Source organism: Nonomuraea sp. NPDC050404 (genome assembly GCF_040655495.1).
Taxonomy (GTDB): Bacteria; Actinomycetota; Actinomycetes; order Streptosporangiales; family Streptosporangiaceae; genus Nonomuraea.
The window spans coordinates 1-26,403 of the sequence record NZ_JBFAKB010000062.1 but is presented as its reverse complement, the minus strand read 5'-3'; the positions used below and the strand labels follow the sequence as shown (position 1 = coordinate 26,403).

Genomic DNA, 26,403 nt, shown 5'->3' with positions numbered 1-26,403 from the left:
ACGCGACGCCCAACCGGCCAGCACCACGCCGTACACCGACACCGCGCCCATGGCCAGCATGAACAACACCGCCACCGGCAGGTCCACCAGCTGCAACGGCGTCTGCACGCCGAACAGGTTGACCACCGGCCCGAACGGCACGATGGAGAAGGCCAGGAACGCCGGCACCACCATGATGATCGGCGCCAGCAGGTAGAGCAGCCTGTCCACGTGCCGCGGGAGGAGGTCCTCCTTCAATCCGAACTTGATCGCGTCGGCCACCGACTGCAACACGCCGAACTTGCCGGCCCGGTTGGGCCCGTACCGGTTCTGCATCCGCGAGATCAGCTTGCGCTCGAACCAGACCCCGAAGACCACGCCCAGCATCAGGAAGAGGAACAACATCACGGCCTTGACGATCGTGATCCACAACGGGTCCTTGCCGAAGTCCGCGAGGGTGGGGGCGGCGGTGAGCAACATGGTCAGGGACGTTAACCGGTGAGCCGATCGGTGTCTTGAACAAATGCGAACAGCTGTTTCGGCGTCATCGCCGTCATCGCCCGGACCTCGCGGGTGAGATGGGACTGGTCGGCGTAACCGCACGCCACCGCCTCGGCCAGGGTGACCGGCAGCCGTCGCAGCGTGTCCACGGTCCGCTGGAACCGGGCGATCCTGGCCACCGTCTTCGGCGACAGGCCCACCGTGCGGCGGAATCCCAGCTCCAGATAGCGACGGCTGACACCCAGCTCACCGGCCAGCGACTCGATCGTGAGCCCTCCCGCCGGCTCCTGCAGCCGCTGCCAGGCCCGCATGACCAGGCCGTCGGAGCCCGTGCCCGGCCGCAGCCACCCGGTCAGCCGCTCCTCCAGCACGCCGAAGCGCTCCGCCCAGCTCGGGGCCTCCGCCAGCCGGCCGGCCAGCTCCGCGGCCCGCGCCCCGAGCAGATCTTCCAGCGGTACGGTCACACCGGCCACCTCGCGCATGGGCGTCCCCGTCAGCGCCGCGATCCCGGCGGGGGTGAGGCCGACCGCCACCCCGTAGTGCCAGGGAACGAGGGCCGGGAGCGCCGCGACACTCCGGGGACCGGTGACGATCGGGCTCGTACCGGTGAGGTCGATGATCACGGTGGCGACGTTGAGCGGCAACATCCTGCTGGGCAGCGAATGCCCGATCGCGGCGCGGTAGCCCGCCCAGCCCAGTACGTAGGGGCGCAGGTGCGGCGGCGACGGGCGGATGACGGTCCGCAACGGCTCCGAGTTCGGCACCGCGGTCAGCGAATGGATCGCCTTCACATCGGCGCGCCGTCGGCCCGCGCATGGGAGTTCATACCTCAAGTCTGCCCGGCCCCGAGGAACCGGCGCATGGCGGGGACGACCTCTTCGTGGGCGTCCTCCAGCAGGTAGTGGCCGGCGCCGCGCAGGGTGAGCAGGTGCGCGGCGGGGAAGCGGCGGCGCCACTCCCGCAGGAAGGCGAGATCGAACACCGGGTCGCGCAACCCCCAGGCGATGAGCATCGGCCGGTCGGCGAACTGCGCCAGCCCCTGGTCGACGGTTCGCAGCACGGGCCAGGCGGGGTCGCCGGGGCGCAACGGGATGTCCTGGACGAAACGCTGGATGGCGATGCGGTGCTCCGGCCGGTCGTAGGGAGCCAGGAAGGCGGCGCGGGCCCGCGCGGGCATCCGGCGGCGTACACCGAGGGGCCGCCAGGTGGCGCCGCGGGCGAAGACGTTGTGGCGCAGGAACAACGACGGGCCGAGCGGCGTACGCAGCAGCGTCCACAGGGGCAGCCGCAGCCCGGGGCGGACCCGCGGGCCGTACGGGTTGGGAAAGGCCGCGGTGTTGCAGATGATCAGGCGGGCTACGCGGTGCGGGTGGCGCAGGGCCCAGGCGATGCCGATGGGCCCGCCCCAGTCGTGCAGGACCAGCGTCCAGCCGCGCTCGGGCGCGCCCCGCTCACTGATGAGGTGGGTGGTGAGCGCGTCGAGGTCGTCGATGCGGGAGGCGAGGGTGTGCGGATGGCGGTCGGGGCCGGGTTTGTCCGAAAGACCCATGCCGATGTGGTCGGGCGCGACGCAGCGGAAGTGGTCGCGCAGCGCGACGATCGGCCGCCGCCACAGGTAGCTCCACGAGGGGTTGCCGTGCACGAACAGGACCGGCGCCCCGGTGCCTTCGTCCAGGTAGTGCTGGCTCAGGCCGCCGCGGGTGGTGAACCAGCGGGAGGTGAACGGGTAGTCGTACAGGAGCGTCATGGGCGCCTTTCGAGGGGATGCGCGGTCAGATGCCCGGCCAGGCGGGACAGCCCTTCCGCCGTGCTGACGCGGGGGTGATAGCCGAGGTCGCGGCGGGCGGCGGAGATGTCGAACCAGTGCGCGGTGCTGGCGTGCTCGACCAGGAAACGGGTCAGCGGCGGTCGCAGGCCCGTCGCGCGGGCGCCGTGGTCGAGCAGCCCGGCGGCGAGCCGGACCGGCCAGGCGGGCAGGCGCCGCGTGATGGGCGGCAGCCCGGCGGCACTCAGCAGGCCGTTGATCCAGGCGCCGAATCCGCAGGGTTCGTCCTGGGTGATGAAGTACGCGCAGCCGTTCGGCGGAGAGCCGTGCCCGAGCCGGTCCAGGGCGAGCAGGTGAGCGTCGGCGGCGTTGTCGATGTAGACGGTGTCGATGGTCTTGTCGGCGGCGCCCAGCAACCACAGCCGGTTCCGGTCCGCGGCCAGCCTCGGCAGGAAGTGCGGGTCGCCCGGCCCCCAGATGAGGTGCGGGCGCAGCGCCACCGCGGGCACGGCCGAGGTCAGCACCAACCGTTCCGCCGCTGCCTTGGTACGGGGGTAGGCGGCGGAGAAGTGCCGCGCGTACGAGGCTGATTCGTCCACTCCCTCCAGATCTCGCCCGTCATGTACGACGCTGGGCGAAGAAGTGTGCACGAGGCGGACGCCGGTCGCTGCGCAGGCTTCCAGCACGTGGCGGGTGCCCTCGACGTTGATCGACTCGAACTCCCGCCCTTGCCCGTACGGGTCGGTCTTGGCGGCACAGTGCACCACGGCGTCGCAACCTTCGGCGGCGGCGTGTACGGCGGCGCGGTCACGGATGTCGGCCAGGTGCTGGGTGATGCCGAGTCCGGCGAGTTGTGGGCTGTGGCGGCGCTGCAGGGTGTGGACGGTGTCGCCACGGGCAACGAGCCGACGACAGATCGCCACCCCAAGAAACCCACCCCCACCAGTAACCAGAACCCTCACCGCCCACCCTCACCAAGCCACTTACCGCCCCCGGCCTCCCTGTCGCCCCCGAGCTGCTGGGTCTCCCCGAGCTGCTGGGCCTCCCCGGGCTGCTCGGCATCCCTGCGCTGCCTGGCGTCCCCGGGCTGCCTGGCGTCGCCGGGCCGCTCGGCCTCCCCCGGCCGCTCAGCCTCCCCCGGCCGCTCGGCTTCTCTGCGCTGCCTGGCGTCCCCGGGCTGCCTGGCGTCCCCCGGCCGCTGGGCCTCCCCTGGCCGCTCGGCTTCCCCGGGCTGTTCGGCGGTACCGAGCCGGTGGGCTGCCCAGACCGCGAGCTTCCCCCGGAGGATCTTGCTGTTGTGCCGAGCGTCCACGGGCAGCCTCGGGTGGAACAGAACATGGCGCAGGGCGGTCGTGTGCGGATGGCGGGCGGCTTCGGCGAGCACACCGGCTCTGACCACTGCTCGCCGGTGGCCGGGCTCGCGCTCCACCACCAGGACCGGCTCCTGCGCGCCAGGCGGGCCGATACCGATCAGCGCCGTCCGGCGGATGCCTGGCACGCGGGCGAAGAGCGGCTCGACCTGATCCGGGTGCAGGTCACCCTGCCCCGAGCGCAGGTCGCCTCGGCCCGGATGTAGGTTGCCCTGGCCCGAGTGCAGGTCACCTCGGCCCGGACGCAGGTCACCGGAACCGGCGCGGACCCGTTCCGCCGCGCGTCCGGCGAACCACAGCCGTCCCTGTTCATCGAAGCGCCCGAGGTCACCCATCCGATGCCAGGTGCGATCGCCGTCACCGATGCGGGCCAGGGCGGTGGCATGCGGATCGTCGAGGTAGGGGTCGCTGAGCGCGGGCGAACTCACGACGATCTCACCGACGGCGCCGACCGGCAGCGCCAAGCCGTCGTTCCAGCAGTCGATGGGGCCGTCGCTGATTGCGATGACACGTACCTCCACACCGGGCAGAGGCGTACCCAAGCAGGTCCCGGCCCCTGCGGCGGTGGCCGTGGCCGTGGCAACCAACTCCCGGCCGTCGATCGCCGCCACCGGCAGGCACTCAGTGGCCCCGTACACCGACATCACGCGGGCCTGCCGCGGCAGGCAGGACCCCAGGCGGTGCAGCGTCGCCGACGGCAGCGGCGCCCCGGCCACCACGACGTCCGCGATCGTGTCGAGCATGAGTCCGCGTTCGAGACAGTGCCTGGCCAGCTTGTCGAGCAGCGCCGGCGCGGCGAACAGGCCGCTGACACGGTGCCGGGCGATCTCGGCGGCCAGAGCGGCGGGGTCCGCGGCGGCCGGACGGCGCGGATCGACGCCATCGGACAGCACCGCAGTGGCACCGAAGGCCATAGCCAGCAATGCAAACGGAACAAACGTGGACAACACCACGGCCCCAGGCCGCCAGAGATCCAAGGGAGCAAGAAGGTCGAGCTGCGCGCTCATGTGACGGTGCCGCAGAGGTACCGCCTTGGGCGAGCCGGTGGCCCCGGAAGTGTAGGCGATCATCGCAATGTCGTCCCCACCAGGCACCGACCACGACGCCCGCTCCACCCCCAACGACCGACCCCCCGAAGACCGATCCCCTACCCGAAGCCCATCCCCCACAGACGGCGGGCCCCCGGAATACCCATCCCCCACCGAAGCCTGATCCTCCACCCCAAGCCCATCCCCCACAGACGGCAGGCCCCCCGAAGACCCATCCCCCACCGAAGCCTGGCCCTCCACCCCAAGCCCATCCCCCACAGACGGCGGGTCCCCCTGGGACCAATCCCTCACGGACGGCGGGTCCCCCGGGGGCCCATCCCCCACCGAAGGCCGGCCCACCTCCGAAGGCCCATCCACCGTGCGAGGCTGCTCCTCCGCCCTGGGCCGCTCCTCCGTCCGAGGCCGATCCCGCACAGACGGCGAGTCCCCCTGGGACCGTTCCCCCGCCGAAGACTGGTCCTCCGTCCGAGGCTGAGGGCGCCAGCGGCGGCCGACTGTGATCGACAGCTGGATGCTGTGGCGGGCCCAACCCAGCAGGAGTCGCGCCGTCTGGGCGAGCGGGATGCCGATGTACGCCTCGGGCGCAGCCTGATCGAGCCTGCGCTTGATGGCGGCCAGCGGCAGGCCAGGGTCGACCAGCACCGGCACCACACCCAGCTTCAGCAGCGCCAGGACCAGCACCATCAGCCGTTGCCCGGGCGGAACGAGCAGCGCGGTACGCATGCCCGGCCGCAACCCGGCGCGCACCAGCTCGGCGACGGCATCGTCGGCCATCTCGGACAGCCGGCCGTAGGTGGACAGGGTGGGGATGAGATCGCCGCCATGACAGGCGACCGTGGCGGGCGCGACACGGGCCCAGCCTTCGATCCGGTCGGCGAGGTGACCGCCGCGTCCGTCCGCCACGGACGGGGGCGTCACGTCGGAAGTCATCCGAATCGCCACCACATGACCGTGTACGTGGCCGCAATTCGGCCGCGGAGCGCTCTCATGGACCTGCCACCCGCCTTCCGTCTACGCCTGCACCGTCGCCGACGGCCCACCAACCGGCCCCGCTCGCCGGACACCCGGAAGGCGGCCTCGCCCGCCCATACGATCACAACGCTTCGAACTTGAACAGCTACTCTTGGTTATCCCCACAGGCAAGCGCACCGTCGCCGCGCACACACAAATCCCCGCCCCGACATTCACCCCCAAATTGCCTTTCTAGCATTTAACGGCATTTTCACAGATGTACGAAATGCCCCCATCATAAGCGCGAAATTATTGATCCCCCTCCGCGCATGGATTGCCATTTCATGGGCAAGTTATGACCCGAAGGAGGCACTTCCATGGGCGCCAGCGGGGGCAGGTTCGACGGGCACGTTGCGATCGTCGGGGTGGGCTGTCGCCTCCCCGGCGGGGTCAACAGCATGGATGGACTCTGGGCCGCATTGGAGGCAGAAAGATGCCTGGTAAGCCAGGTCCCCGCGGATCGCTTCGAGGTTGAGCGGTTCGTCGATGAGGTGACGCCGAGAGAGGGCAAGAGTTATACCGCGGCAGGCGGATTCCTTGAGGATATGACCGGTTTTGACGCCGAATATTTCGGGATTTCACCGAAAGAAGCGGTGGAGATGGATCCACAACAGCGGCTGCTCCTGGAAATGACGGCAGAGGCGCTGGATGACGCGGCCATAGATCCGGCCTCCATCGCCGGAACCGGCGCAGGAGTCTTCATCGGCATTTCAGATATGTCGTACATCCTCGCAAGAATGCGCTCTTTGAACGACATGAACGCCTATTCGGTCTCCGGCAGCGCGCTGTCGATCGCCGCGAACCGGCTGTCGCGCACGTTCGACCTGCGCGGCCCCAGCATGGCCATCGACACCGCCTGCTCCTCCTCACTCACGGCACTCGAACGCGCCTGCCAGGAGATCACCTCGGGCGAAGCCGGCCGCGGCCGGGTGGTGCTCGCGGGCGGGGTAAACGTGCTGCTCAACCCTTTCGGGTACGTGGGGTTCTCGCAGGCGTCCATGCTCTCGCGCTCCGGCCGGTGCGCGGCCTTCTCCGCCGAGGCCGACGGCTTCGTCCGGGCCGAGGGCGGCGCGATCGTGGTGCTCAAACGCCTGTCCGACGCGCTCGCCGCCGGCGACAGGGTGCACGGCGTACTGGCCGGTTGGGGCAGCAACAGCGACGGCTGGACGGCCGGCCTCGCACTGCCCAGCGCCGAGGCGCAGGAGGCGCTGCTGCGGCGTGTCTATCGCGAGGCCGGAATCGACCCCGACCACCTCGTGTACGTGGAGGCGCACGGCACGGGCACCCGCGTCGGCGACCCGGTCGAGTGCCAGGCGATCGGACGCGCCCTGGCCGGCGCCCGCACGGGCGGACCGCTGCCGATCGGCTCGGTCAAGTCGAACCTCGGGCACCTGGAGCCCGCCTCTGGAATGGCGGGCCTGCTCAAAGCCCTGCTCGTGCTGCGTCACGGGCGCATCCCCGCCTCACTGCACGCCGACACCCTCAACCCCGACATCGACTTCGCCGGACTGGGGCTGGAGGTGGTCACCGGGTCACGCCCTCTGCCGCACAACGGGCGCCCGTACGTGGGCGTGAGCTCCTACGGTTTCGGCGGCTCCAACGCCCACGTCATCGTAACCGCCCCAACCAGCCCGGCGCCCCCAACTCCTTCGACTCCCCTGGCTCCTTCCACAGCCCTGGCTCCTTCGGCCGCCCTGACTTCTCCATCGGCTGCCCTGACTTCTCCAACCGACCTGACCCCATCCGCTACCTCGGCTTCCCCGACTCCCCAAACTTCCCCGCCCGACCCGATCGGCCCAACTACTCCGGCTCTTGGGGACTCACCTGCCCTGGCTTCCCCGCCGGGCCCGATCGCCCCAACTACCCGGGCTCTTGCGGACTCACCAGTTACCCCGGCTTCTTCGGCAGGCCCGACTTACGCGACTTCTCCAGCTGACCCGACCTCTCCAGATGGCCGGACCCCTCCAAATGGCCGGGCCAGCTTGATCTCCGCCTCAGAATCACCCGCCTCAGTCACCGATCACATGCTGCCCTTCATGGTGTCGGCGCGCTCGCCCCAAGCCCTGGCCATGGCCGTCAGGCGGATGGCCACCGTGCTGGAGGACACCCCGCCGGCGGACTTCTACGACGTGGCCTACACGTGCTGCGTGCGGCGGGGCAAGCATCCGTACCGGCTGGCGGTCCTGGCCCGTGACGCCGCGCACGCCGCCGAGCAGTTGTCGGCCGCGGACCTGCCGGTCCGGCCGGCCGCGGAGCGGGGCCGGGTGGGGCTGGTCTTCAACGGCAACGGGTCGCAGTGGGCGGGGATGGGCGCCGACCTGCTGGCCGCCGACGAAGTGTTCCGTGATGCGGTGGCGCGGGCCGATCGGGCGCTGGCGAGCCATCTGGGCTGGTCGGTGGCCGAGGTCATGGCGGCGCCGCCCGACACGTGGCGGCTGGCGACCACGGCGCAGGCCCAGCCGCTGCTGTTCGCGGTGCAGGTCGGGGTGACCGAGATGTTGCGCGCCCGCGGGGTCGTACCGGCCGGGGCGGTCGGGCACAGCGTCGGCGAGATGGCCGCCGCCTGGGCGGTCGGGGCGCTCACCCTGGCGGACGCGGCCCGCGTGGTGGCCGCGCGCAGCCAGGCGCAGGAGGAGGCCGCCGGGATCGGGCGGATGGCCGCCGTCGGAATGCCCGCCGAGCAGGCCGAGCGGCTGCTGTCGGATTATGATGGGCTGGAGCTGGCGGCCGTCAACAGCGACAGGGACGTCACGGTCGCGGGCCCGGAGCCCCAGCTCGCCCGGCTGGCGGATGAGCTGGCGCGCCGGGAGGTGTTCTTCCGGCTGCTGGACCTGGACTACGCCTTCCACAGCGCGGCCATGGGGCCCGTCCGGGCGCCGTTGCTGGACGGGCTCGAAGGGCTGCGCGGCTCGGCGCCGCACATCCCGCTCGTCTCCACGGTGACCGGCGATCTGGTGTCCGGCGCGGATCTGGACGCCGGCTACTGGTGGCGTAATGTCCGCGAACCGGTGCTGTTCGCCCAGGCGGTCCGCCGGCTGATCGCCGAGGGCGTCGACGTACTGGTGGAGGTCGGCCCCCAACCGATCCTGCGCCCGTACCTGAGCCGGATCACCGCCTCCCGCGAGGCGAGCGCTCCGAGCGGGCGACCGGCGGCGACGACCGTCACCCTGCGGCGCGGCAAGGACGGGCCGCGGGCCATGCGGCAGGCTGTGACCGCCCTGCTCGCGGCGGGAGCGGACGTCGAGTGGCGCACGTCCTTTCCCCGCCCCGGTCGCGTCGTGGCCTTGCCCTCCTATCCGTGGCAGCGCGAACGCCACCATGCCGCCACGCCGCTGAGCTGGATCATCTCCAGCGGGGACGGCCGCCTGGACCACCCGCTGCTGGGTGAGCGGCTGCCCACGGCCGCGCCCTCCTGGCAGGGCCCGGTCGAGCCGGTCCTCGCGCCCTGGCTGGCCGACCACCGGGTGGCCGGCGCGGTCGTGTGGCCGGGCACCGGCTATGCCGAGATGGCGCTGGCCGCCGGCCGGCGTGCGCTGGAGGGTCCGGTGGAGGTCAGGCGGCTGGAGCTGACCCGCATGCTCGTCCTCGACTGGGCCAAGGCGGGCCGCGTACGCGTGCAGACGTCGGTGGCGCCACGCGACGGCACGGTCGAGATCACCAGCACCGAGACCCTGTCCGGGCGGCCCCGGCGGCACGCCAGGGGACGGGTGCGCACCCTGGTCGGGCAGCCTCCGCAACCGCTCGACCTGCCGGAACTTGCCGGGCGGTGCGAGCGGTCCGTCGGACGGCTGGAGCACTATGCGGCATGTGAACGCGCCGGTCTCGGGTACGGGCCGGCGTTCCGGGTGTTGCAGGAGTTGCGGGCCGGGGCCGGCGAGGTGCTGGCGCGCTACCGCCACGACGCCGGGCCCGGGGACTTCGCGGCCCACCCGGCGCTGCTCGACGGCGCGCTGCAGGCCGGCATGCCGCTGCTCGCCGAGCGGGTGGCGGCGGGCGAGACGTTCCTGCCGGCGATGTTCGGCGCGGCGCGGGTCTGGCGTACCCCCGCGGCCGAGGGCTGGGTGCACGTCCGCGACCGCACCCTCGTGCCCGACGAGCCGTGCTGGGACATCCTGATCGCCGACGACGACGGCGCGGTGACGGCGGAACTGCAGGGTGTACGGCTGCGGCGGCTGGCGGGGCAGGCGGGCGGGGAGGTGATGACGTACGAGACCGTGATGCGCGCCGCCCCGCACGAGGACCGGCCCGTCCCGCCGAGCCCGCTGCCCGCTCCACGTCAGATCCTGGCGGGGAGCGCGGAGCAGCTCAGTGGCCTGCGGCGAGCCCGTGAGGAGTCCGGCCGTGACCTGTTCATGCGGTGCGGCGATGAGGTCATCGGCCGAAGCGCGTACGAGCTGATCGCCGGCCGCCTTGCGGACCGGACCGCCCCGATCGCCCTCGCCGACTTGGTACGGGCCGGGGATGCGCAGTGGGCCGGCCGCTTCTTCGGCCTGATGTTCGTCCACCTGGAACGCCTGGGCCTGGCCGCGCCGATGCCGGACGGCCGATGGCGGCTGGTCCCCGACGCCATGGACCTGGACAAGCCTTGGCGAACGTGTGCGCTGGAGATGCCGCAACTCGGCGCCTCCATGCCGCTGATGCTCTACTTCGGGCGCAGCCTGCCGGCCCTGCTCGACGGTACGGCCGAGCCGCTGCGGATGCTGACCGAAGGCGGTACACCGCCGCTGCTGCAGCAGTTCTACGACCTGGACCCGGCCTGCCGCCACCACAACCGCGTGACCAGAGCGCTACTGGAGACGATGGTCGCCGACTGGCCCCGGGACCGGGCGTTGCGCATCCTGGAAGTCGGCGCGGGCACCGGCGGGCTGACCGCCGCCCTGCTGCCGTCGCTACCGGCCGAGCGTACGCGCTACACCTACACCGATATCTCCGCGTACTTCTTCACCGCCGCCGAGAAGCGCTTCGCCGCCTACGACTTCATCGACTACCGGACGCTGGACCTGAACGCCGACCCCGCCGAGCAGGGCTTCACCCTCGGCGGCTACGACGTGGTGGTGGCCGGGAACGCCCTGCACACCGCCAGGAACCTGCCCGTCATGCTGCGCAGGCTGGCCGCGCTGCTGTCCCCCGGCGGGCAGCTGCTCGCCTTCGAATCCGACGATCCCATCCTGCTCGCGCCGATCTTCGCCGGGCTGGAGGGTTTCTGGGCCGCCCCCGACGATCCCGTCAGAAGCGACACCATGCTGCTGTCGCGCGATCAATGGCCCACGGTGCTGGCGGGATCGGGCTTCACCGAGAGCGTCCTGGCCGGTGGGGAGCACGAACGCGCCTTCGTCATCCTGGCCCGCGCCTCCCGGACCCCTGTCAACGCCCCCGCGCCCACCTCGCCGGTGCCCACACCGCCTGCACCCGCACCACTTGCGACCACACCGCCGGTGCCCGCACCACCTGCGCCCGCGCCGCCGGTTCCTGCATCGCCTGCGCCCGCCACGTCCGTACCCGCACCACCGGTGCCTGTTTCGCCCGCACCACCGGTGCTCGCCACGTCCGTACCAGCTCAGTCCTTGCCCGCTGAGTCATCGCCGGTGCTCACGACACCCTCGCCCGCATCCGAAGCCCCATCGCCCGTACCCGCGGCGTCCGGTCTGCACCTCCTGGCTGCCGAATGCGCGGCCGTCCTACCGCTGGCGCAGGCCACCGCCGCGCTGCTTGCCGAAAGCGAAGGATGCATCGCCCAAGCCCTGCCGCCGTCGCAGGACAACGCGGACGAGATGGCCTGGGCGCAGTTGCTCGGCGGGCACGAGGAGGTGACGGTCACGCTCCTGCTCGGCGAGCCCGATGCAAGACCACCACGACGACCGGACGGCGAGACCGAAGCTGAGATTTCGCGGCCGCCGGAGGGCCTTCACGAGGTCGAGCAGACCGTGCGCAGGGCCGCCATCCTGCGTGCCATCGCCAGGGCCATGAGCGAGTTGCCGGACGGGGTGCGACGTTCCCTGGTGGTGGTGACGCGTCCGAGCGGCGCGCTGCCCGCCCCCGAACGCCCGCTCGCCGAACTCGACGCCGCCGTATGGGGCATGGCCCGGACCCTGGCCAACGAGCACGGCGAGGTGCGCGTACGGCGCATCAGCCTGGAACGCGAATCCGACGCACACACGGCCACCCCCGCCCCGGCGACAACCTCCGACATTTCGGGAACGATCGACAACGCCGGTGCTCCGGAACCCCATGCCGCAGTGATGGCCGATGCGCTACGGCTGGCCCCCGACCTGACCACCGCTGATCTCGGCGACGACGACGCACCCGGCGAGGACGAGATCGTCCTGACGGCCGGCGGACGCTTCGTCCCCCGTGTGCGGCCCCGCCCGGCAGCCGTGTCCCCCGCCGGGGAAGGCGACGCCTACCGGCTGGAGCTGCGCGACAAGGGCTTGTCCTACCGATGCGCGTGGGTACGGATGGAACCGCCCGCCTCCCCGCCGCCCGGTACGGTCACCGTCGCGGTCCGCACGGCCGCGCTCAACTATCGCGACATCATGCAGGCCACCGGGCTGCTCCCCACCGAGGCCGTCGAGGCGGGCATCACCGCCGACGGCGTCGGCTTCGAGTTCGCCGGCGTCGTCACGGCCGTCGGAGAGGGCGTGAACGGCCTCGCTCCCGGAGACCGAGTCGCCGGAGCCGCGCCTCTCGCAATGGCCACGCACGTCATCGCCCCCGTTCAGACGATCATGGTCATCCCGGACGGAATGACGTTCGCCGAGGCCGCCACGATGCCGGTGGCGTTCGCCACCGTCCACCACGCCCTGGGCAAGGTCGCCCGGCTACAGGCCGGGGAGACGCTGCTGGTGCACGGCGGCGCGGGGGCGGTCGGGCTGGCGGCCGAGCAGTACGCCCGGCTGTGCGGTGCCCGGGTCCTGGCCACGGCCGGCAGCGAGATCAAACGGGAGCTGCTGCGGTCCCTCGGAGTCAGGGACGTGTTCGACTCCCGTACGCTCGACTTCGCCGACGAGGTCCTGCGGGCCACCGAGGGCAGGGGCGTGGACGTGGTGATCAACTCGCTCGCGGGTGAAGCGCTGACCCGGAGCCTGGAGTTGCTCGCCCCCAGCGGGCGATTCATCGAGCTCGGCAAGCGCGACATCTTCGAGGACAACCCGCTTCCGCTGCACGCGTTCCGCAACAATGTGACCTTCTCGGCCATCGCTCTCGACACCCTGCTCGCCGCTTCCGGCACGTCCGACATGTTCGGCGAAATAAGCGAACGCGTGCGCACCGGCGCGTACCGGCCCCTCCCCCATCTTGTCTTCCCCGCCGCCCGCTGCGGCGAGGCGTTCGAGTACCTGCAGCACTCCCGGCACATCGGCAAGGTCGTCGTCGCCCTCGACCAGGCGGACGACCCGGTGCCGGTGGAGCGGCGGCCCGCCCCGCCCACCCTGGATCCCGACGGCACCTACCTCGTCACCGGCGGCCTGGGCGGTTTCGGCGGCGCCACCGCGTTGCACCTCGCCGGCCTGGGCGCGCGCCACCTCGCCCTGGTGTCACGGCGCGGCCCGGACGCGCCCGAGGCGGCCACCATCCTGGCGGCGCTGGCCGGGCGTGGCGTCCGGGCCCGCGCGTACGCCGCCGACTGCGCCGACCACGACGCCATGGCCCTCCTCGTACGGGAGATCGGCGAGGCGGACGGCGGCCGGCATGCGCTGCGCGGTGTGGTGCACGCCGCCATGCACCTGGATGACACGGAGCTGACCGCGCTCGACGACGAGCGGGTGGCGGCGGTGCTCACCCCGAAGCTGGCCGGGGGCCGAATCCTGGACCTGCTGACTCGCGAGGCGGATGTGGACCTGTTCTGCGTCTATTCCTCCGGTGCCGCCGCCGTGGGCAACGTCCGCCAGTCCGCCTACGTCGCCGGAAACCTGTACCTGGAAGCGCTGATCCGCCGCCGCCGTGCGAATGGCGCCGCCGGGCTGGCCGTCGCCTGGGGAGCTCTTGACGATGTCGGCTATGTCGCCCGCAACGACCTCGGCGGTTTCCTCAGCGCCGCGGGCCTGCAAGGAATCTCATCCGGAGAGGCCCTCGCCATCCTGGACGAGCTGATGGCGGCCGATGCCGGTGTCGCCGGGGCCGGCCGGTACAACTGGCCCCGGCTGAACAAGTACCTCCGCCTCGGGCGGTCGGCGCGCTTCGGCCAGGTCCTGCCGGAAGCGGCCGAAGGTGGCCAGAGCTCCGCCGAACTGCGCGCCATGGTGGCCGCGCTGCCTCCCGACGAGGCGCTGGCCACGATCGCCGGGCACCTGGCGAGGGAGGTGGCCAAGATCATGCACATCGAACCGGACCGGCTCGACCACCACCGCCGCCTGGACGAGTACGGCCTGGACTCGCTGATGGCGGCCGAACTGCTCACCTCACTCGACGCCCGCTTCGACCTCGACATCTCGGTAATGGAACTGCTCAACAGCGGCGGCACGATCTCCGGCATCGCCGAGACCCTCCTGCTACGACTCGGCGTCTCAGCACCCCCACCCAGCAACGACCATCCACCTGGCCCGCCACCCCCCGATGACGCCCACCCTGTCGGCTCACCAACTCCCATCACCGGCAACACAACCGGTGCCCCACCTCCCAGCGACGACCATCCAACTGGCCCGCCACCTCCCAGCGACGGTCGCCCTGCTGTCCCGGCACCAACCTCCGGGAACGGTCATTTGGCCGGCCCGCCGCCTCCAAGCGACGATGATCCCGCGGGGCCGGTGCTGGAAGGGCGAGCGTGAGCGACGTGTGCACGCGGTTGGTCGCGGTCGCCACCCATCTACCCGAGCGCACCGTTGACACCGTGCGACTCGAGGACGAGATCGCCGCGCAGAACCCCGGGCTGGAGGTCCCGCGTGGGTTGATCTCCCACTTCAGCGGGGTCAAGACCCGCCATATGGCTCCGGTGTCGGAGCAGCCGTCGGATCTGGCCGTCGCCGCCGCCCGGCGAGTGCTGACCCGCACCGGCACCGGCCCCGAGCAGGTGGATCTGCTCGTGTACGCCGGAGTGTGCATCGATGCGATAGAGCCTGCCACGGCACACATAGTCTCGGCCAAGCTGGGTCTCGGCTGCCGCGTCCTCGACATCCGCAACGCCTGCAACAGCGTCTGTGACGCCATCGACCTGGCTGACTCGTTCATCGCCACCGGTCGGCATCGCAAGGTTCTCATCGCCTGCGGCGAGACCAGCACAGTGATGATGCCGCGCACCGTCGCCGACCATCAGGCGTACAAGGACGCGGCCGCCGCCTACACGCTGTCGGACGCCGGCGCCGCGCTCCTGCTGGAGGCCGGGACCGAGCCGGGCCTGCTGGTTCGCCTCTTCATGGCGCATTCGGCCGTTTGGGACGCCGCGGCCGTGCCCTTGGTCCGCGGGCCCGAGGGGCTGCGCACGAACGGCTTCACCGTCGACGGGCGGCGGCTGGGCATGGCGTTCACCAGGTTCGATCCGCGCTGTTTCACCGACGCGCTGGCGGGCGCCGGGCTGAGCTGGGACGACGTGGCCGCGGTCTGCATCCACCAGGCGGCCCTGCCCGCCCTCTGGCCGATCTGCGACTACTTCGGCATCGCCAAGGACAAGGTGGTAGTGAGCATCGCCGACCACGGAAATGTGGCGTCGGTGACCCTGCTGCTGCAACTCGCCCAGGCGATCGGCACGGGCTGCGTCAAGCGTGGCGACGTGGTCGCGCTCATCGGACTCGGCAGCGGGATCAGCGCCAGCTTGATGGTCTTCCGCTGGTGAAGGAGGAGGGTGCCTGGGGGAAGACGCACTCGGAGTCCGGGTGGTGACATGCCGCCGGAATTTGGGTGGTCGGACGTTCCCACGGTGTGGGCGCCGGTCTGGGCGTCCGTGCGGGTGGCGACGCGCGGGTGGCGACGCGCGGGTGGCGACGCGCGGGTGGGCTGGGGTGGCACGGGTTCGGCTGGCCGGGGTGTCGGTGACCGTTCGGGGATCGGGTGGACGGGGTCAAGTGGCCGGGGTACCGGTGACCGCTCGGGGATCAGGTGGCTGGCCAGGCGACTCCGGTTGGTCGTGGGCCGCCGGTCATCGAAGCGTGTGCGGGATGGTGATGGGTTACTGCGGGGGTGACCGGATCGCACCGGGTGGCTACTCGGAGGGCGGTGGTCGGGCGGACTCGATGGCAGCTCGGAAGGGCAGGTGGTCGGGCGGACCCGGCGGCAGCCCGGCAGGGACGATTGGTTAGACGGACCCGATGGCAGCCCGGCAGGACGGGAGGCTGAGCGGACCCGATGGCAGCCCGGCAGGACGGGAAGCTGAGCGGACCCGATGGCAACCCGGCAGGACGGGAAGCTGAGCGGACCCGATGGTGGCCCGGATGGGGGGTGGTTGGGGTGGGTTACTTGGGTGGGCGGGGGGTCCAGGCGAATCCTAGGGCTGCGCCGACGATGGCCAACAGTGAGCCCACCAGGAGGCCGCCCAGGTTGGACAGTACGAATGCTGCCAGCGCTGCCACGACCGCCGCCACCGTGATGACGAAGCGTTGTTCTGCGGCGAACCACAGTCCGGCTCCCATCGCGGCCAGGAACGAGCCGAGCAGGAAGCCTGCGTACCCGCCCACCCCGGTGTGTACGACGATCACCCCCGTACCGACCACCGGTACCAGCAGGATCTCGATCCCGCCGGCCATCATCACCAGCCCCGCCACGAACGGCCGCCGTCCCGCCCAGACCGCCGCCGCCGTGACCGTAACCCCCAGCCCCGCCACAATCGGCCGCTGTCCCGCCCAGAGCCTCACCATGAACCGCCGCCATCCCATCCAGAGCGCCGCCGCCCTGACCGTAGCCCCCGGTCCCGCTGCGAAGGGCCGCCGTCTCGGCCAGGGCGTTGCTGTCTTGACCGTCGTCCCCGGCCGCGAGCCCAGCCACGTCCCAGGCCGGGCGGTCAACCACGTCCTCGGCCGCATGCGCTGAAGTGCGCGTGCAAGTGCGGTCAGAAGCACGCTGGTACGTCCCGTCCGAGTTCCACCTTCAACCCGTTCACCTGGAACGAGCCGCCCATCACCGCCCAAGCGCCCACCTTGACCTCACGTACGGTGAAGTCTCGGGCGCCGATGCCGTAGTCGGTCCCGCTGTCGGTCTGGCCCAGGGTTCTGTTGAGGGTTCCGGTGGCCTGGTTGAGGAGGAGCGAGCCGAAGTTCACGTCGGCGTTCAGTGAGGTGGCTGAGATGCCGAGTTCGCTCACGTAGGAAGGCCGCCGGTGATCACGCGTGGCCAGCCGTAGCACGTACCTGCCGAACGGTGTGTCCACCCAGGTCGACTGGCACAGTCCGTACATCCGGGCGGAGCGCATCGCCAGTTGGAGGACCATGTGTCTGCGGCCGTCCACCGAGCGCACCACCCCCGGGTACAGCGCGAAGCCGTGCCCCGACAGCTTGTCGACCGACACCCTCATCTGGCGGCCGGACAGCGCCATCGAGACCGGGACCATTCCCTGCGCCATTCCGGTCGCCAAGATGGTCATGGCGACGAGTGAAGGCACCAGCATCAGTGCGAAGCGGCCCCATCGAAACCCATCTCCCATCACCTCACAAAGTTACTCTATGTAATCGTAAAATTGCCAGGCGTCAGGGCGAGGTGGCGTTGATCTGGTTGGATGTGGCCGGGGTTCTTGTTCTGGTGTTCGGGACGATCTGCCACCAGGTGCCGCATCGCCACAGCCACTCCAGCGGTCCATACTGGCGGCGGCTCAGCCACCAGGCGCTGAAGGCGGCCTGCAGCACGATGATCGCGGCCGCCAGGGCGAAGACGGTGCCGTATGACGTCGAGTCCGCCAGTCCCAGCGGGTGCGTGGCCAGTAGGACGATCGCGGTTGCCGTTACGTAGTTGGTCAGGGCCATTCGGCCGAGTGGTGCCAGGGTGCTGCTGATCACCTTCCCGGCGCGGGTGCGGAGGAGGAGCAGGAAGGCGCCGATGTAGGACATCGCCATGGACAGGCCGGCGATGGCGGCGATCGGCGCGCCGTACCCGAAGGTGCGTTCCTGGAGCGGTACGCGCGAATACCACAGCAGCATGGGGATGGCGATGGCCAGGCCGGCCACCAGCAGTCCGGTGAGCATCCCGGGCCGTCGCTCCGCCCCCCGCACCAGCCCGAACTGGGTGGCGGCCATGCCGAGGAGGAACAGGCCGGGGATAACGGTCATGCCTCCTCCGGTCACCGCGAGCGAGCCTGCCGTGAGGGCGGCGCCGAAACCGAGCACCAGCACCCGTGGCAGGTAGGTGGCCGGCAGTAGGAACAGCACACCGAAAATGGCGTACGGCAATAGCGCCTCGCCCGGTTGCGCGAGCTGGTGCAGGAGGCCGAACGCGGCCAGGATCACCAGCCTGCGCAGCAGCGCCACCCTGGGCCGGCCGGTGCGCCGTTCGGCCGACTCCAGGAAGATCGCGAACCCGATCCCGAACAGGAAGGAGAAGATCGGGAAGAAGCGCTGGCGGAAGCCGAGGTCGATCACGAGGCCCGGGAGGTTCGCGTGGTAGTCGTACATGTGCGCGAGCTGAGTGATGTTGACGACCAGGATGCCGCCGAGCGCCAGCCCGCGCAGCGCGTCCAGTGCCTCGATGCGCGGTGCCGGTCGGGTGGAGGGGGAAGACATGGTGGACATCCTTCCGTTCCTCCGCTGCCCGATACCTCCTCCTTTCGACTGACTTAGGCGTTGACTGGGAGAAGTGTCAGGTGTGTGCCGCGGCCGGCTGGGCGGCGATGCGGAGGGCGGCGACGAGTTCCTGGTAGAGCCGGTCGGTGGCGAGGAGTCCCGCGTGGTCGCCGACGGCGCGGATCCGGCCCCCTTCCATGACGATGATGCCGTCGGCGTCGATCACCGTGGACAGCCGGTGCGCGATCGTGACGACCGCCCCCGTCGCGGCGCGGTCGCGGACGCAGTCGTGGATGGCGGCCTCGGTGATGGCGTCCAGCTGCGCGGTCGCCTCGTCCAGAAGGAGGACCTCCGGCGTGCGCAGCAGGGCGCGGGCCAGGGCGATGCGCTGCCGTTCGCCGCCCGAGACCTGGGTGGAGGACAGCGGCGTGTCCAGGCCGTCGTCGAGCATGCCGATCTTGTCGGTGAGGCGCACCGCGGCCAGCGTCGCGACCATCTCCTCCTCGGTGGCGTCGGGATGGGAGAAGAGCAGGTTGTCGCGGATCGTGCCCGGCACGATGGGCGTGTCCTGCTCCACGTACGCCAGGCGGGACCTGATCTCGTCCCTGGTGTACTCGGCGTACGGGCGCCCGTCGAGGAACAACGCGCCCTCCTGGGGTTCGAGGAAGCCCAGGAACAGGGAGAACAGCGTGGTCTTGCCCGCCCCGGAAGGGCCGACGACGGCGATGTGCCCGCGACGCGGGACGATCAGGTCGACACCGCGCACGGCGGGCCTGGCGTCCGGGCCGTAGGCGGCGGTGACGCCGCGCAGTTCCAGCACGGGGCCGGTACGTACGGGCTCGCCGCGCCGCGACTGCGGGCGGGAGACCGGCTCGGTCTCGATGGCGTCGATCTCCCTGATGCGCTCGGCGGCGGCGATGCCGGACTGCAGGGCGGTGAAGTTCTGGCTCAGCTCGGTGATGGGCTCCATGAGGCCGAAGGCGTACAGCAGGAACGCGATGAGGCTGGAGACCTCCAGGTGGCCCGCGCCGACCCGCCAGGCGCCGATGCCGAGGATCAGGATGATCGCGAACTGGATGCCCGACCAGGCGATGGTCCAGGCGGTGGCCTCCGCGCGCACCGCCCGCACGCCTTGCTCGGCGGAGGCCCTGGCGTGGGTGAGGATGCGGTCGGCCTGGCGGTCCTCGGCCCGGCTCACCTTCACGGTCCTGATCGCCCGCAGCGCGCCCTCCAGCACGCCGCCGAGCCGGCCGACCTGGTCCTGGGCACGTTCCTGCGCCTTGGCGATCGCGGGCATGAGCAGCGCGAACAGCGCGATGACCACCGCCACCGCGGCCACCGTCACGCCCAGCAGGACCACGTCGAGCACGCTCATCAGCACCAGGGTCCCGACCAGCATGACGGCGCCGTTGATCAGGCCGATGACGCTGGACGTGGCGGCCTCGCGCAGTAGCACCGTGTCCGAGGTCACCCGGGTGACGAGCTCGCCAGGCGCGTGCCTGGTCACCGCCGGCACGGTGGCGCGCAGGAAGCGGCGCACCATCGACTCGCGAGCCTCCAGCACGACGGTCTCGCCCAGCGCACCAAGCTTGATCCACTGCCAGCGCATGATCACCACGCCGACGACGAGCAGGCCAAGCAGCGCCAGTACGGGGCCGGTCAGGGGATCTCCGGTGCCGAGCGAGTCGAGCACCCACTTGGTGATCATGGGCGAGGACAGGCCCAGCCCCGAGCCCACCAGCGCCAATACCAATCCCAGCACCAGGGTCCGGGTGTGTGGCCGGGCGAAGGACCACAGGACGCGGAGCCGGGGAAAGCGGTTCGGAACATTCATGCCCTGAGTGGAACATTCATGTTCCGAAAAAGTCAAATGTGTTTCGCTTTGGGATTTGACGCTACCGTAGTGGTATGGACACAGACGCCCCCACCGGCGCGCGGGCCAGGACCCGGCGCGCCATCCTCGACGCGGCCGTCGAGGTGCTCGCGAAGAATCCGGCCGCGTCACTCGCCGACATCGCGGCGGCGGCGGGCGTGGGGCGTACCACGATCCATCGCTACTTTCCCGAGCGCTCCGACCTGATGACCGGGATCAGCGCCTACTTCCTGGAACGCATCGAGACGGCGACCATGCGCGCCCGCCTCGACGAGGGGACGGCCGACGCGGCGCTGGAGCGGCTCTGCCAGGAGTATTTCGAGCTCGGGGGCGTGCTGACGTTCGCGTTCGAGAACCCGCAGATGCAGGACTGGACGGACTGGGAGACCGAGACCGAGTCCGACAAGGCGCTGGAACGGCTCATCGAGCGCGGCCACGCCGAGGGCAGCATCGACGCGAGCCTGCCGGCGGGCTGGGTGGCCGATGTCCTGTGGTCCCTGCTCTACTCCGCCTGGCAGTACTCCCGGCTGCGCGAGCAGCCCAAGCACACCTCGCTGAGCCTGTGCCTGCGCACGCTGAGAAAGACGATCGGAACCGAGTAGCGGCGGGTACGGTTCACGCGGACGCCGCCGGAGCCGGCACCGTGCCCGTCCCGCCGGGGACCGGCAGCCGGACCAGTTGGTGATCGGCCAGACCCGCCGGCCGCTCCCGGCCGGTGACCAGCACGGCGCAGGGGGAGCCGCCCGGCAACAGCGGCCAGATCTGGTCGAAGGAGCCCGCGTCGTCTAGGAGCAGCAGGATGCCGCGCCCGGCGACGACCGAGCGGAACCAGGCCGCGCCCTCCTCCGCCGAGCCGGGCAGCACGCTCATCCCGAAGGCCCGCAGGAACGCCCTGAGCACCTCCATCGGTTGCGCCTCGCCGCCGCGCAGATCGGCGTAGAGCTGGCCGTCGGGGTAGTCGGCCGCGAGCTGATGCGCTGCCTGGAGTGCCAGCTCGGTCCTGCTCGGGCGGTCGTGACCGACGATCGCCGCAATGGGCAACGTGGCCGCCGGACGCTCGCCGCCAGCAGCCGGGCGGTCACCGCCGCCCCCCGGACGATCGCCGCCGACCGTCGAGCGATCACTGCTGAGCAGCCCGCGGATGCGCCTCAGCTCGCTGTCGCACCCGGATGGCCTGGAGAGCATCGGTGGCAGCTGCCTCGGGATCGGGCCGCCGGTGACCGGCGGTGGCGTGGCCGCGTCCGGCGCGGTGGTGTGCGGTACGGGCTCCCGGTTGAGCATGGCTGAGTGAACCCGGCACAGTTCGTCGCTCGGATCCAGCCCGAGCGCATCCGAGAGCGTGCGCCGGTAGGCGTGGAAAACCTCCAGCGCCTCAGCCTGACGCCCGGCACGGTAGAGCGCGATCATCAGGAACCGGTGCGAGGGCTCACACAGCGGATAGTCCTCGACCAGCAGGCGCAACTCGCCGACCAGCCGGGCGTGCCGGCCGAGGCCGAGCTCCAGTTCGATGCGCCGCCTGACGGCGAAGCGGCGGTGTTCCTCCAGGACGAGCACGCCCGGCCGGAGCGCGTCGTTGTCGATGTCGCACAACGCGGGCCCGCGCCACAACGCGCCGGCCCGCCGTAATGTCCTGATGGCCTGGGCGGGCTCCTCGCTCTTCGCCCTGGCCACCAGGGCGAAGAACTCGGCGAGGTCACTCTCGCCCGGCCGCGGCCGGATCAGATAGCCGGGCGCCTGGGTGATGAGGCGGCCGTTGGCGGTGTCGTCGAGCAGCCGGCGGAGCTGGGAGATGCGGATCTGGATCTGGTTGCGTGCCGTGTCCGGCGGGTTCTCGCCCCACACGGCCTCGATCATCCTGTCGAGCGGGACGACCTCACCCGGTTGCAGCAGCAGCAAGCCCAGAATGGTGCGCCGCAGCCCTCCGAGGTGCAGTTCCCGCCCGTCACGTTCGACGACGAGCGGTCCCAGGATCCTGAAACGCATGTGCCTCCTCCGCCGGCCGGCCGCCTTCCCTTGGTATGACCGCCGAGGCAGACAGGCAACCGCATCATTCCGGTTCCACGCGTACCGTGCCCGCCGTGCCATCGACGGTGATCAGCTGGCCGGTCCTGATCTCGGTGGTGGCGTCGCGGACGCAGATGACGGCGGGGATTCCGTACTCGCGGGCGACGGTGGGGCCGTGCGCCACCGGCGAACCCGTCTCGGTCACCAGGCCGGCGGCGGTCATGAACAGCGGGGTCCAGCCCGGGTCGGTGGTCGGCGCGACCAGGATCTCGCCCGGTTCGACGCGCGCGCCGGCCGGGTCGAGGATCACCCGGGCCCTGCCGGTGGCCCGCCCGGCGGCGCCGGACATCCCGGCCAGCACGCCGTCCACCACCTCCTGGGGCGGCGCGAGGGCCGCCACGTCGGTGCCGTCGGACAGCAGGGCGCCGGGGACGGTACGCCGCCGCAGCTCCCGCTCGTGCTCCGCGCGCCGCGTCGCGACCAGCTCCAGAAGATCGGACCCATCCCGTACGGCCGCGCGTGCTTCGTCGAGGGTCAGGAACATGATGTCGTCTGCCCGCGCCAACCGGCCGCGATCCGCCAGTTCCGCACCGGCCAGCAGGAGTTGCCGCCGGCACGCCTGGATCGCCGGCAACCAGGCGAACTTCCCGAGCTCCCGCAGGCCGGTGAGCTGTCGCGAGCGGCGCATGAAGAACACCGCCAGCCGGCCGCGCACCGGCCGCCTGGCCCGCGCCCGCCGCGTCAGCGTCTCGATCATCCGCTCCGCCTTCGCGGCCGCCGCCCTGAACCGCGCGTCGGGCGCCGACGCGGGGTCATCGACGCGCAGGTAGTTGGCGATCGTGCCGAACAGCGGCGCCGGGTCCTCGTCCCAGTGCGGCACTCCGACGTCGATCTCGGCCGCCGCGCGCATGCCGTACCTGTCCAGGAAGTCCGCCATCCCGATGTCCGGCAGCTCACCGGCGAAGTACCTGGCGGCGAGTTCCTCGGGTGGTGTGCCGGAGAACAGCTCACGGTGCTCGCGCGCCCGCACGGCCAGGCCCCAGAGCTTGAGGTCCATGTCGGTGGTCACGTTGTACGGCATGCCGCCGAGCACGGCGTCGAGCTCCTCGTTGGTGGCGACGCCCTTGAGCAACGCGGCCGGCAGCATCCCTGAGATCATGCCGGCCGCCAGCGGCCAGACGACCCCGTTCATGTCCGGGCTCATGATCGCCCGGTGGGAGTCCTCGGCCACCCAGCGCAGCCGCTCGGCCGCCGTGGCGGACTCGTCCGGAGGGGTGATCAGCCGCTTGATCTCCGCGGTCCCGCGGTAGGCGCGGGCGCGGGCGAGAGCCGGATTGGCCAGGCACGACGCCGTGCCGGCGATGCCCGAGGGCAGCAACCGGAACGTACCCCTGAGCACGCTGCCGAGCCGGAAGGGCAGGCCCGGCCGCGGCGCGAACCGCGAATCTTCGATCATGCGCGCCACGGCATCCTGCACGCCCGGCCCGTAGATCTCCAGGGAGGTCGCGATCTGTTTGCGCATGGACTTGTTGCGCATGAAATCGGTCAGGTCGACATAGAGCCGGCCGCCGATGGGAACCAGCCTCGGCATCGGGTCGCGCGGGTCGACCTTGGCCCCCACGGCCCCGAACCACTGGGCCGCGCCCACCTTGATCAGTGAGAAGCCCATCGGCGTGCATGGGCGCAACATGCCCTGCATGTGGCCCATCTCCAGGTAGAGCCGTGTGTCGCCGGTGTCGGGCGGCTGCGGGAAGAGGGTGGTGATGGGCCGCGACTGCAGCAGCCACAGCGTGCCCTCGGCGTCGATCGCCCATTCGACGTCCTGTGGTGAGCCGAAATGTTCCTGCAGGCGCGAGCCCGCCGCGCGCAGCCGCTCCAGCTGATCCGTGTCCAGGCACCCGCCGGGATTCGGTACGGCCGGCATCCCCCTGCCGAGCACGTGATGGTCCGGAACGACCGTGCCATCCACGATCGCGGTGCCCAGCCCGGGGGCGGCGTCGATGACCGTCTCCGTACGGCAGCCGGTGATCGGATTGGCGGTGAACAACACCCCGGCCACGGCGGGGTCGATCATGCGCTGCACCACCACGGCCATGGCCGCGTCGTCGATGCCGGCGGCGGCGCGGTAGGCGACGGCCCGCTCGGTGTACAGGGAGTTCCAGCAGCGGCGGACCGCGTCGATCAGGTCTCCGGCGCCTTCGACGTTGAGGTAGGTGTCCTGCTGGCCGGCGAAGCTGGCCTCCGGCAGGTCCTCGGCGGTGGCGCTGGACCGGACCGCCACCCGCCCGCCGCCGAGCCGCTCGTAGGCCGCGATCAGCTCCTGCTCGGGAACCTCTCCCGACCGGTGGGACTCGACCGTCAGGCAGAAGCCGTCAGGTACGCGCTCGCCCGCCTTGATCATTTCTCCGAGCCCCGCGCCCTTGCCCCCCGCGAGGTCGACCATGGAACCGTTGATGTCGGACAGCCAGATCAGTTTCATCGCGCCTTCTCCCGAGGCCGATCGCATTCTGACAATGCCGACCAGGCTTCCCGGCGCACCATCTCCGACGCTGTCAACATCGAAGAACTCTTTCCACGCTACACCCGCGACCGGTGTTCGGAGCGGGTGCGGTCCGTACCATTCCCGCCAGTTGATAGGGTTCGGGGCATGGCAGTCGGCAGCTTGTTTCTCTGATCCCGCGCCCGCGCGACGCGGCACCGGGGCGTGCGCCTGATCGGGCGGCGTTCCGTGGTTGAACCGCGCTCGCGATGACGGTCAATCGCCGGACAACAGAGAAACGAGCACCTCACCATGTCTGCCTCTTCAGGGCGCCTGGGCCATCCCTTGGCCGGGCACACCTCCGTACTTCACACCCTTGACCCCGACGCGCCGCTCCTGGACGATCTCGACCCGTTGCGCGCCATCGTGGGCGACGCCCGGGTCGTCGCCATCGGCGAGGGGGCGCACTTCGTGCGCGAATTCACCCTCGCCCGCGCGCGCCTGCTCCGCTACCTGGTGGAACGCTGCGGCTTCGGCGCCGTGGCGGTCGAGATGGGGGCGGGCGACGCCGACGCCGTCAACCCCTGGCTCGCCGGCGAAGGCGAGGACGACGATCTCCCCAAGGTGGCCGTCGTACACACGCTCAACCTGTTCGGGGAGCTGCTGCGGTGGTTGCGCCGCTACAACCGGGGCAGGTCGCGGCCGATCCAGCTCGTCGGCATCGACCTTCCCCAGACCCTGACCCTGCCGTCCGAGCTCGACCCGGTGGCCGAGTACCTGGGGGAGGTCGATCCGGAGACCGGCGAGATGGTGGCCGGCCTGCGGCGTACGGCCGCCGAGATCACCGGCGGCTCGGCCGCCGCGTCCGCGCCGAAATGGGCGGCCCTGGACCCGGCCGTCCAGGATGCGCTGACGGCCGGGCTGGCCCGGTTGGCGCTGCGGATGCGCGCGCTGGAAACGCTCTACGTCGCCCGCAGTGACCAGCGCCGCTACGACGTCGCCCGGCGTCAGCTGGAGGCGGCCCTGCACACCGACTACATGCTGCGGGCGATGAACAACCTGCTCTACGGCACGGGCCTGCCCGACGACACCTCGGTCCGCGACTTCTACCAGGCGACCTGCGTACAGTGGCAGCTCGAACGCCTGGAGCCCGGCACGCGGCTCGTCGTGATCGCGCACAACAACCACATCCAGAAGCGCGTGGTCAGCTACGAGGGCTACCCGGCCGCCCTGCCGATGGGTTATCACCTGGCCCGCGCACTCGGCCGGGACTACCGCACCGTGGGCCTGACCCACACCGCCGACGAGGTGCCGGACATGATCTGGCCCGCCGAGAACTCACCGGTCGGTTTCGCCATCGAATCCGTCCGGCTCGACGCGCCGCCCGCGGGGAGCCTGGAAAGGGTCCTCACCGACGCGGGGCTCGGCGCGGAGATCACCCTGACGGATCTGCGGTCGTCCGACCCGGTGGTGGCGTCGCTGGATCGCATCAGGTCGCAGGGGTCCGTCCTGGACGGGCCCGTACGGGAGACGTTCGACGCGGTCCTGTGCACCCCCACCGCGACCACGGACGAAACCACCACCTTCTGAGGTGAGCGCGAGGCGGGGACCCTGCGGCCGGCAGGGTCCCCGTCGGTGCGGCGCTGCTAGCCCCGTTTTCCGCACGTGGAGTTAAGTGAAGATCGTTGAGTTTGCCGTGGTGATCGTCGCGCGGTATGACCTGGGCTCGTGAGACAGCGT

Annotated in this window: 15 protein-coding genes; 4 read left to right on the top strand and 11 right to left on the bottom strand. The window is 71.1% G+C overall.

The window, feature by feature from the left end:
* The 5 genes from AB0I81_RS63180 to AB0I81_RS63160 form a co-directional block, all read right to left on the bottom strand.
* A partial coding sequence (locus tag AB0I81_RS63180; protein ID WP_360680336.1) for an NADH-quinone oxidoreductase subunit H occupies window positions 1–459 on the bottom strand: 459 nt, incomplete at its 3' end.
* Between the two features lie 11 nt (window positions 460–470).
* A complete protein-coding gene (locus AB0I81_RS63175; RefSeq protein WP_360680333.1) occupies window positions 471–1,271 on the bottom strand; it encodes an AraC family transcriptional regulator in 801 nt (266 codons plus the stop codon).
* A 38-nt stretch (window positions 1,272–1,309) separates the two neighbouring features.
* Window positions 1,310–2,227, bottom strand: coding sequence for an alpha/beta fold hydrolase (locus tag AB0I81_RS63170; RefSeq protein WP_360680330.1), 918 nt, complete (start codon window positions 2,225–2,227; stop codon window positions 1,310–1,312).
* Entirely contained in the window at window positions 2,224–3,207 is a 984-nt protein-coding gene (locus tag AB0I81_RS63165) for an NAD-dependent epimerase/dehydratase family protein (RefSeq protein ID WP_360680327.1), read from the bottom strand. The genes AB0I81_RS63170 and AB0I81_RS63165 overlap by 4 nt, the downstream gene beginning before the upstream one ends.
* Window positions 3,204–5,594, bottom strand: coding sequence for an AMP-binding protein (locus tag AB0I81_RS63160; protein WP_360680324.1), 2,391 nt, complete (start codon window positions 5,592–5,594; stop codon window positions 3,204–3,206). Before AB0I81_RS63160 ends, AB0I81_RS63165 begins: the two co-directional genes overlap by 4 nt.
* 398 nt (window positions 5,595–5,992) lie before the next feature.
* Between AB0I81_RS63160 and AB0I81_RS63155 the strand changes: the two genes are divergently transcribed.
* Window positions 5,993–14,437 carry a beta-ketoacyl synthase N-terminal-like domain-containing protein gene (locus tag AB0I81_RS63155; protein WP_360680321.1) on the top strand — a complete coding sequence of 2,815 codons (8,445 nt, stop codon included), beginning with the start codon at window positions 5,993–5,995 and terminating at the stop codon, window positions 14,435–14,437.
* 62 nt (window positions 14,438–14,499) lie between these two features.
* Window positions 14,500–15,438, top strand: a complete 939-nt coding sequence (locus AB0I81_RS63150; protein WP_360680318.1) for a 3-oxoacyl-[acyl-carrier-protein] synthase III C-terminal domain-containing protein — start codon at window positions 14,500–14,502, stop codon at window positions 15,436–15,438.
* A 616-nt stretch (window positions 15,439–16,054) separates the two neighbouring features.
* Here the strand turns inward: AB0I81_RS63150 and AB0I81_RS63145 are convergent.
* From AB0I81_RS63145 to AB0I81_RS63130, 4 genes are all read right to left on the bottom strand, one after another.
* Window positions 16,055–16,456 (bottom strand): DUF6114 domain-containing protein, encoded by a 402-nt coding sequence (locus tag AB0I81_RS63145; RefSeq protein ID WP_360680315.1) that lies wholly within the window; start codon window positions 16,454–16,456, stop codon window positions 16,055–16,057.
* Between the two features lie 191 nt (window positions 16,457–16,647).
* Window positions 16,648–17,178 carry a DUF6230 family protein gene (locus AB0I81_RS63140; RefSeq protein WP_360680312.1) on the bottom strand — a complete coding sequence of 177 codons (531 nt, stop codon included), beginning with the start codon at window positions 17,176–17,178 and terminating at the stop codon, window positions 16,648–16,650.
* A gap of 103 nt (window positions 17,179–17,281) precedes the next feature.
* Window positions 17,282–18,307 (bottom strand): DUF418 domain-containing protein, encoded by a 1,026-nt coding sequence (locus AB0I81_RS63135; protein WP_360680310.1) that lies wholly within the window; start codon window positions 18,305–18,307, stop codon window positions 17,282–17,284.
* Between the two features lie 76 nt (window positions 18,308–18,383).
* Window positions 18,384–20,141: an ABC transporter ATP-binding protein gene (locus AB0I81_RS63130; protein ID WP_360680308.1), complete on the bottom strand. Its 1,758-nt coding sequence runs from the start codon at window positions 20,139–20,141 to the stop codon at window positions 18,384–18,386.
* 74 nt (window positions 20,142–20,215) lie between these two features.
* On the opposite strand from AB0I81_RS63130, the gene AB0I81_RS63125 reads away from it, so the two are divergent.
* Window positions 20,216–20,782 carry a TetR/AcrR family transcriptional regulator gene (locus tag AB0I81_RS63125; protein ID WP_360680306.1) on the top strand — a complete coding sequence of 189 codons (567 nt, stop codon included), beginning with the start codon at window positions 20,216–20,218 and terminating at the stop codon, window positions 20,780–20,782.
* 13 nt (window positions 20,783–20,795) lie between these two features.
* Here AB0I81_RS63125 and AB0I81_RS63120 read toward each other — a convergent pair whose 3' ends face one another.
* Window positions 20,796–22,163, bottom strand: coding sequence for an AfsR/SARP family transcriptional regulator (locus AB0I81_RS63120; RefSeq protein WP_360680303.1), 1,368 nt, complete (start codon window positions 22,161–22,163; stop codon window positions 20,796–20,798).
* 64 nt (window positions 22,164–22,227) lie between these two features.
* Window positions 22,228–24,663, bottom strand: a complete 2,436-nt coding sequence (locus tag AB0I81_RS63115) for a PEP/pyruvate-binding domain-containing protein (protein WP_360680300.1) — start codon at window positions 24,661–24,663, stop codon at window positions 22,228–22,230.
* A 312-nt stretch (window positions 24,664–24,975) separates the two neighbouring features.
* Between AB0I81_RS63115 and AB0I81_RS63110 the strand changes: the two genes are divergently transcribed.
* Complete coding sequence (locus AB0I81_RS63110; protein WP_360680297.1) at window positions 24,976–26,253, top strand: erythromycin esterase family protein; 1,278 nt, start codon at window positions 24,976–24,978, stop codon at window positions 26,251–26,253.
* The last annotated feature ends 150 nt before the right edge of the window (window positions 26,254–26,403 follow it).

Coding starts and splice junctions, on each gene's coding strand:
- AB0I81_RS63155 (WP_360680321.1), top strand. CDS start 5,993: ATGGGCGCCAGCGGGGGCAGGTTCGACGGGCACGTTGCGATCGTCGGG.
- AB0I81_RS63140 (WP_360680312.1), bottom strand. CDS start 17,178: ATGACCATCTTGGCGACCGGAATGGCGCAGGGAATGGTCCCGGTCTCG.
- AB0I81_RS63130 (WP_360680308.1), bottom strand. CDS start 20,141: ATGAATGTTCCGAACCGCTTTCCCCGGCTCCGCGTCCTGTGGTCCTTC.
- AB0I81_RS63120 (WP_360680303.1), bottom strand. CDS start 22,163: ATGCGTTTCAGGATCCTGGGACCGCTCGTCGTCGAACGTGACGGGCGG.
- AB0I81_RS63160 (WP_360680324.1), bottom strand. CDS start 5,594: ATGACTTCCGACGTGACGCCCCCGTCCGTGGCGGACGGACGCGGCGGT.
- AB0I81_RS63145 (WP_360680315.1), bottom strand. CDS start 16,456: ATGGTGAGGCTCTGGGCGGGACAGCGGCCGATTGTGGCGGGGCTGGGG.
- AB0I81_RS63125 (WP_360680306.1), top strand. CDS start 20,216: ATGGACACAGACGCCCCCACCGGCGCGCGGGCCAGGACCCGGCGCGCC.
- AB0I81_RS63115 (WP_360680300.1), bottom strand. CDS start 24,663: ATGAAACTGATCTGGCTGTCCGACATCAACGGTTCCATGGTCGACCTC.
- AB0I81_RS63135 (WP_360680310.1), bottom strand. CDS start 18,307: ATGTCTTCCCCCTCCACCCGACCGGCACCGCGCATCGAGGCACTGGAC.
- AB0I81_RS63110 (WP_360680297.1), top strand. CDS start 24,976: ATGTCTGCCTCTTCAGGGCGCCTGGGCCATCCCTTGGCCGGGCACACC.
- AB0I81_RS63170 (WP_360680330.1), bottom strand. CDS start 2,227: ATGACGCTCCTGTACGACTACCCGTTCACCTCCCGCTGGTTCACCACC.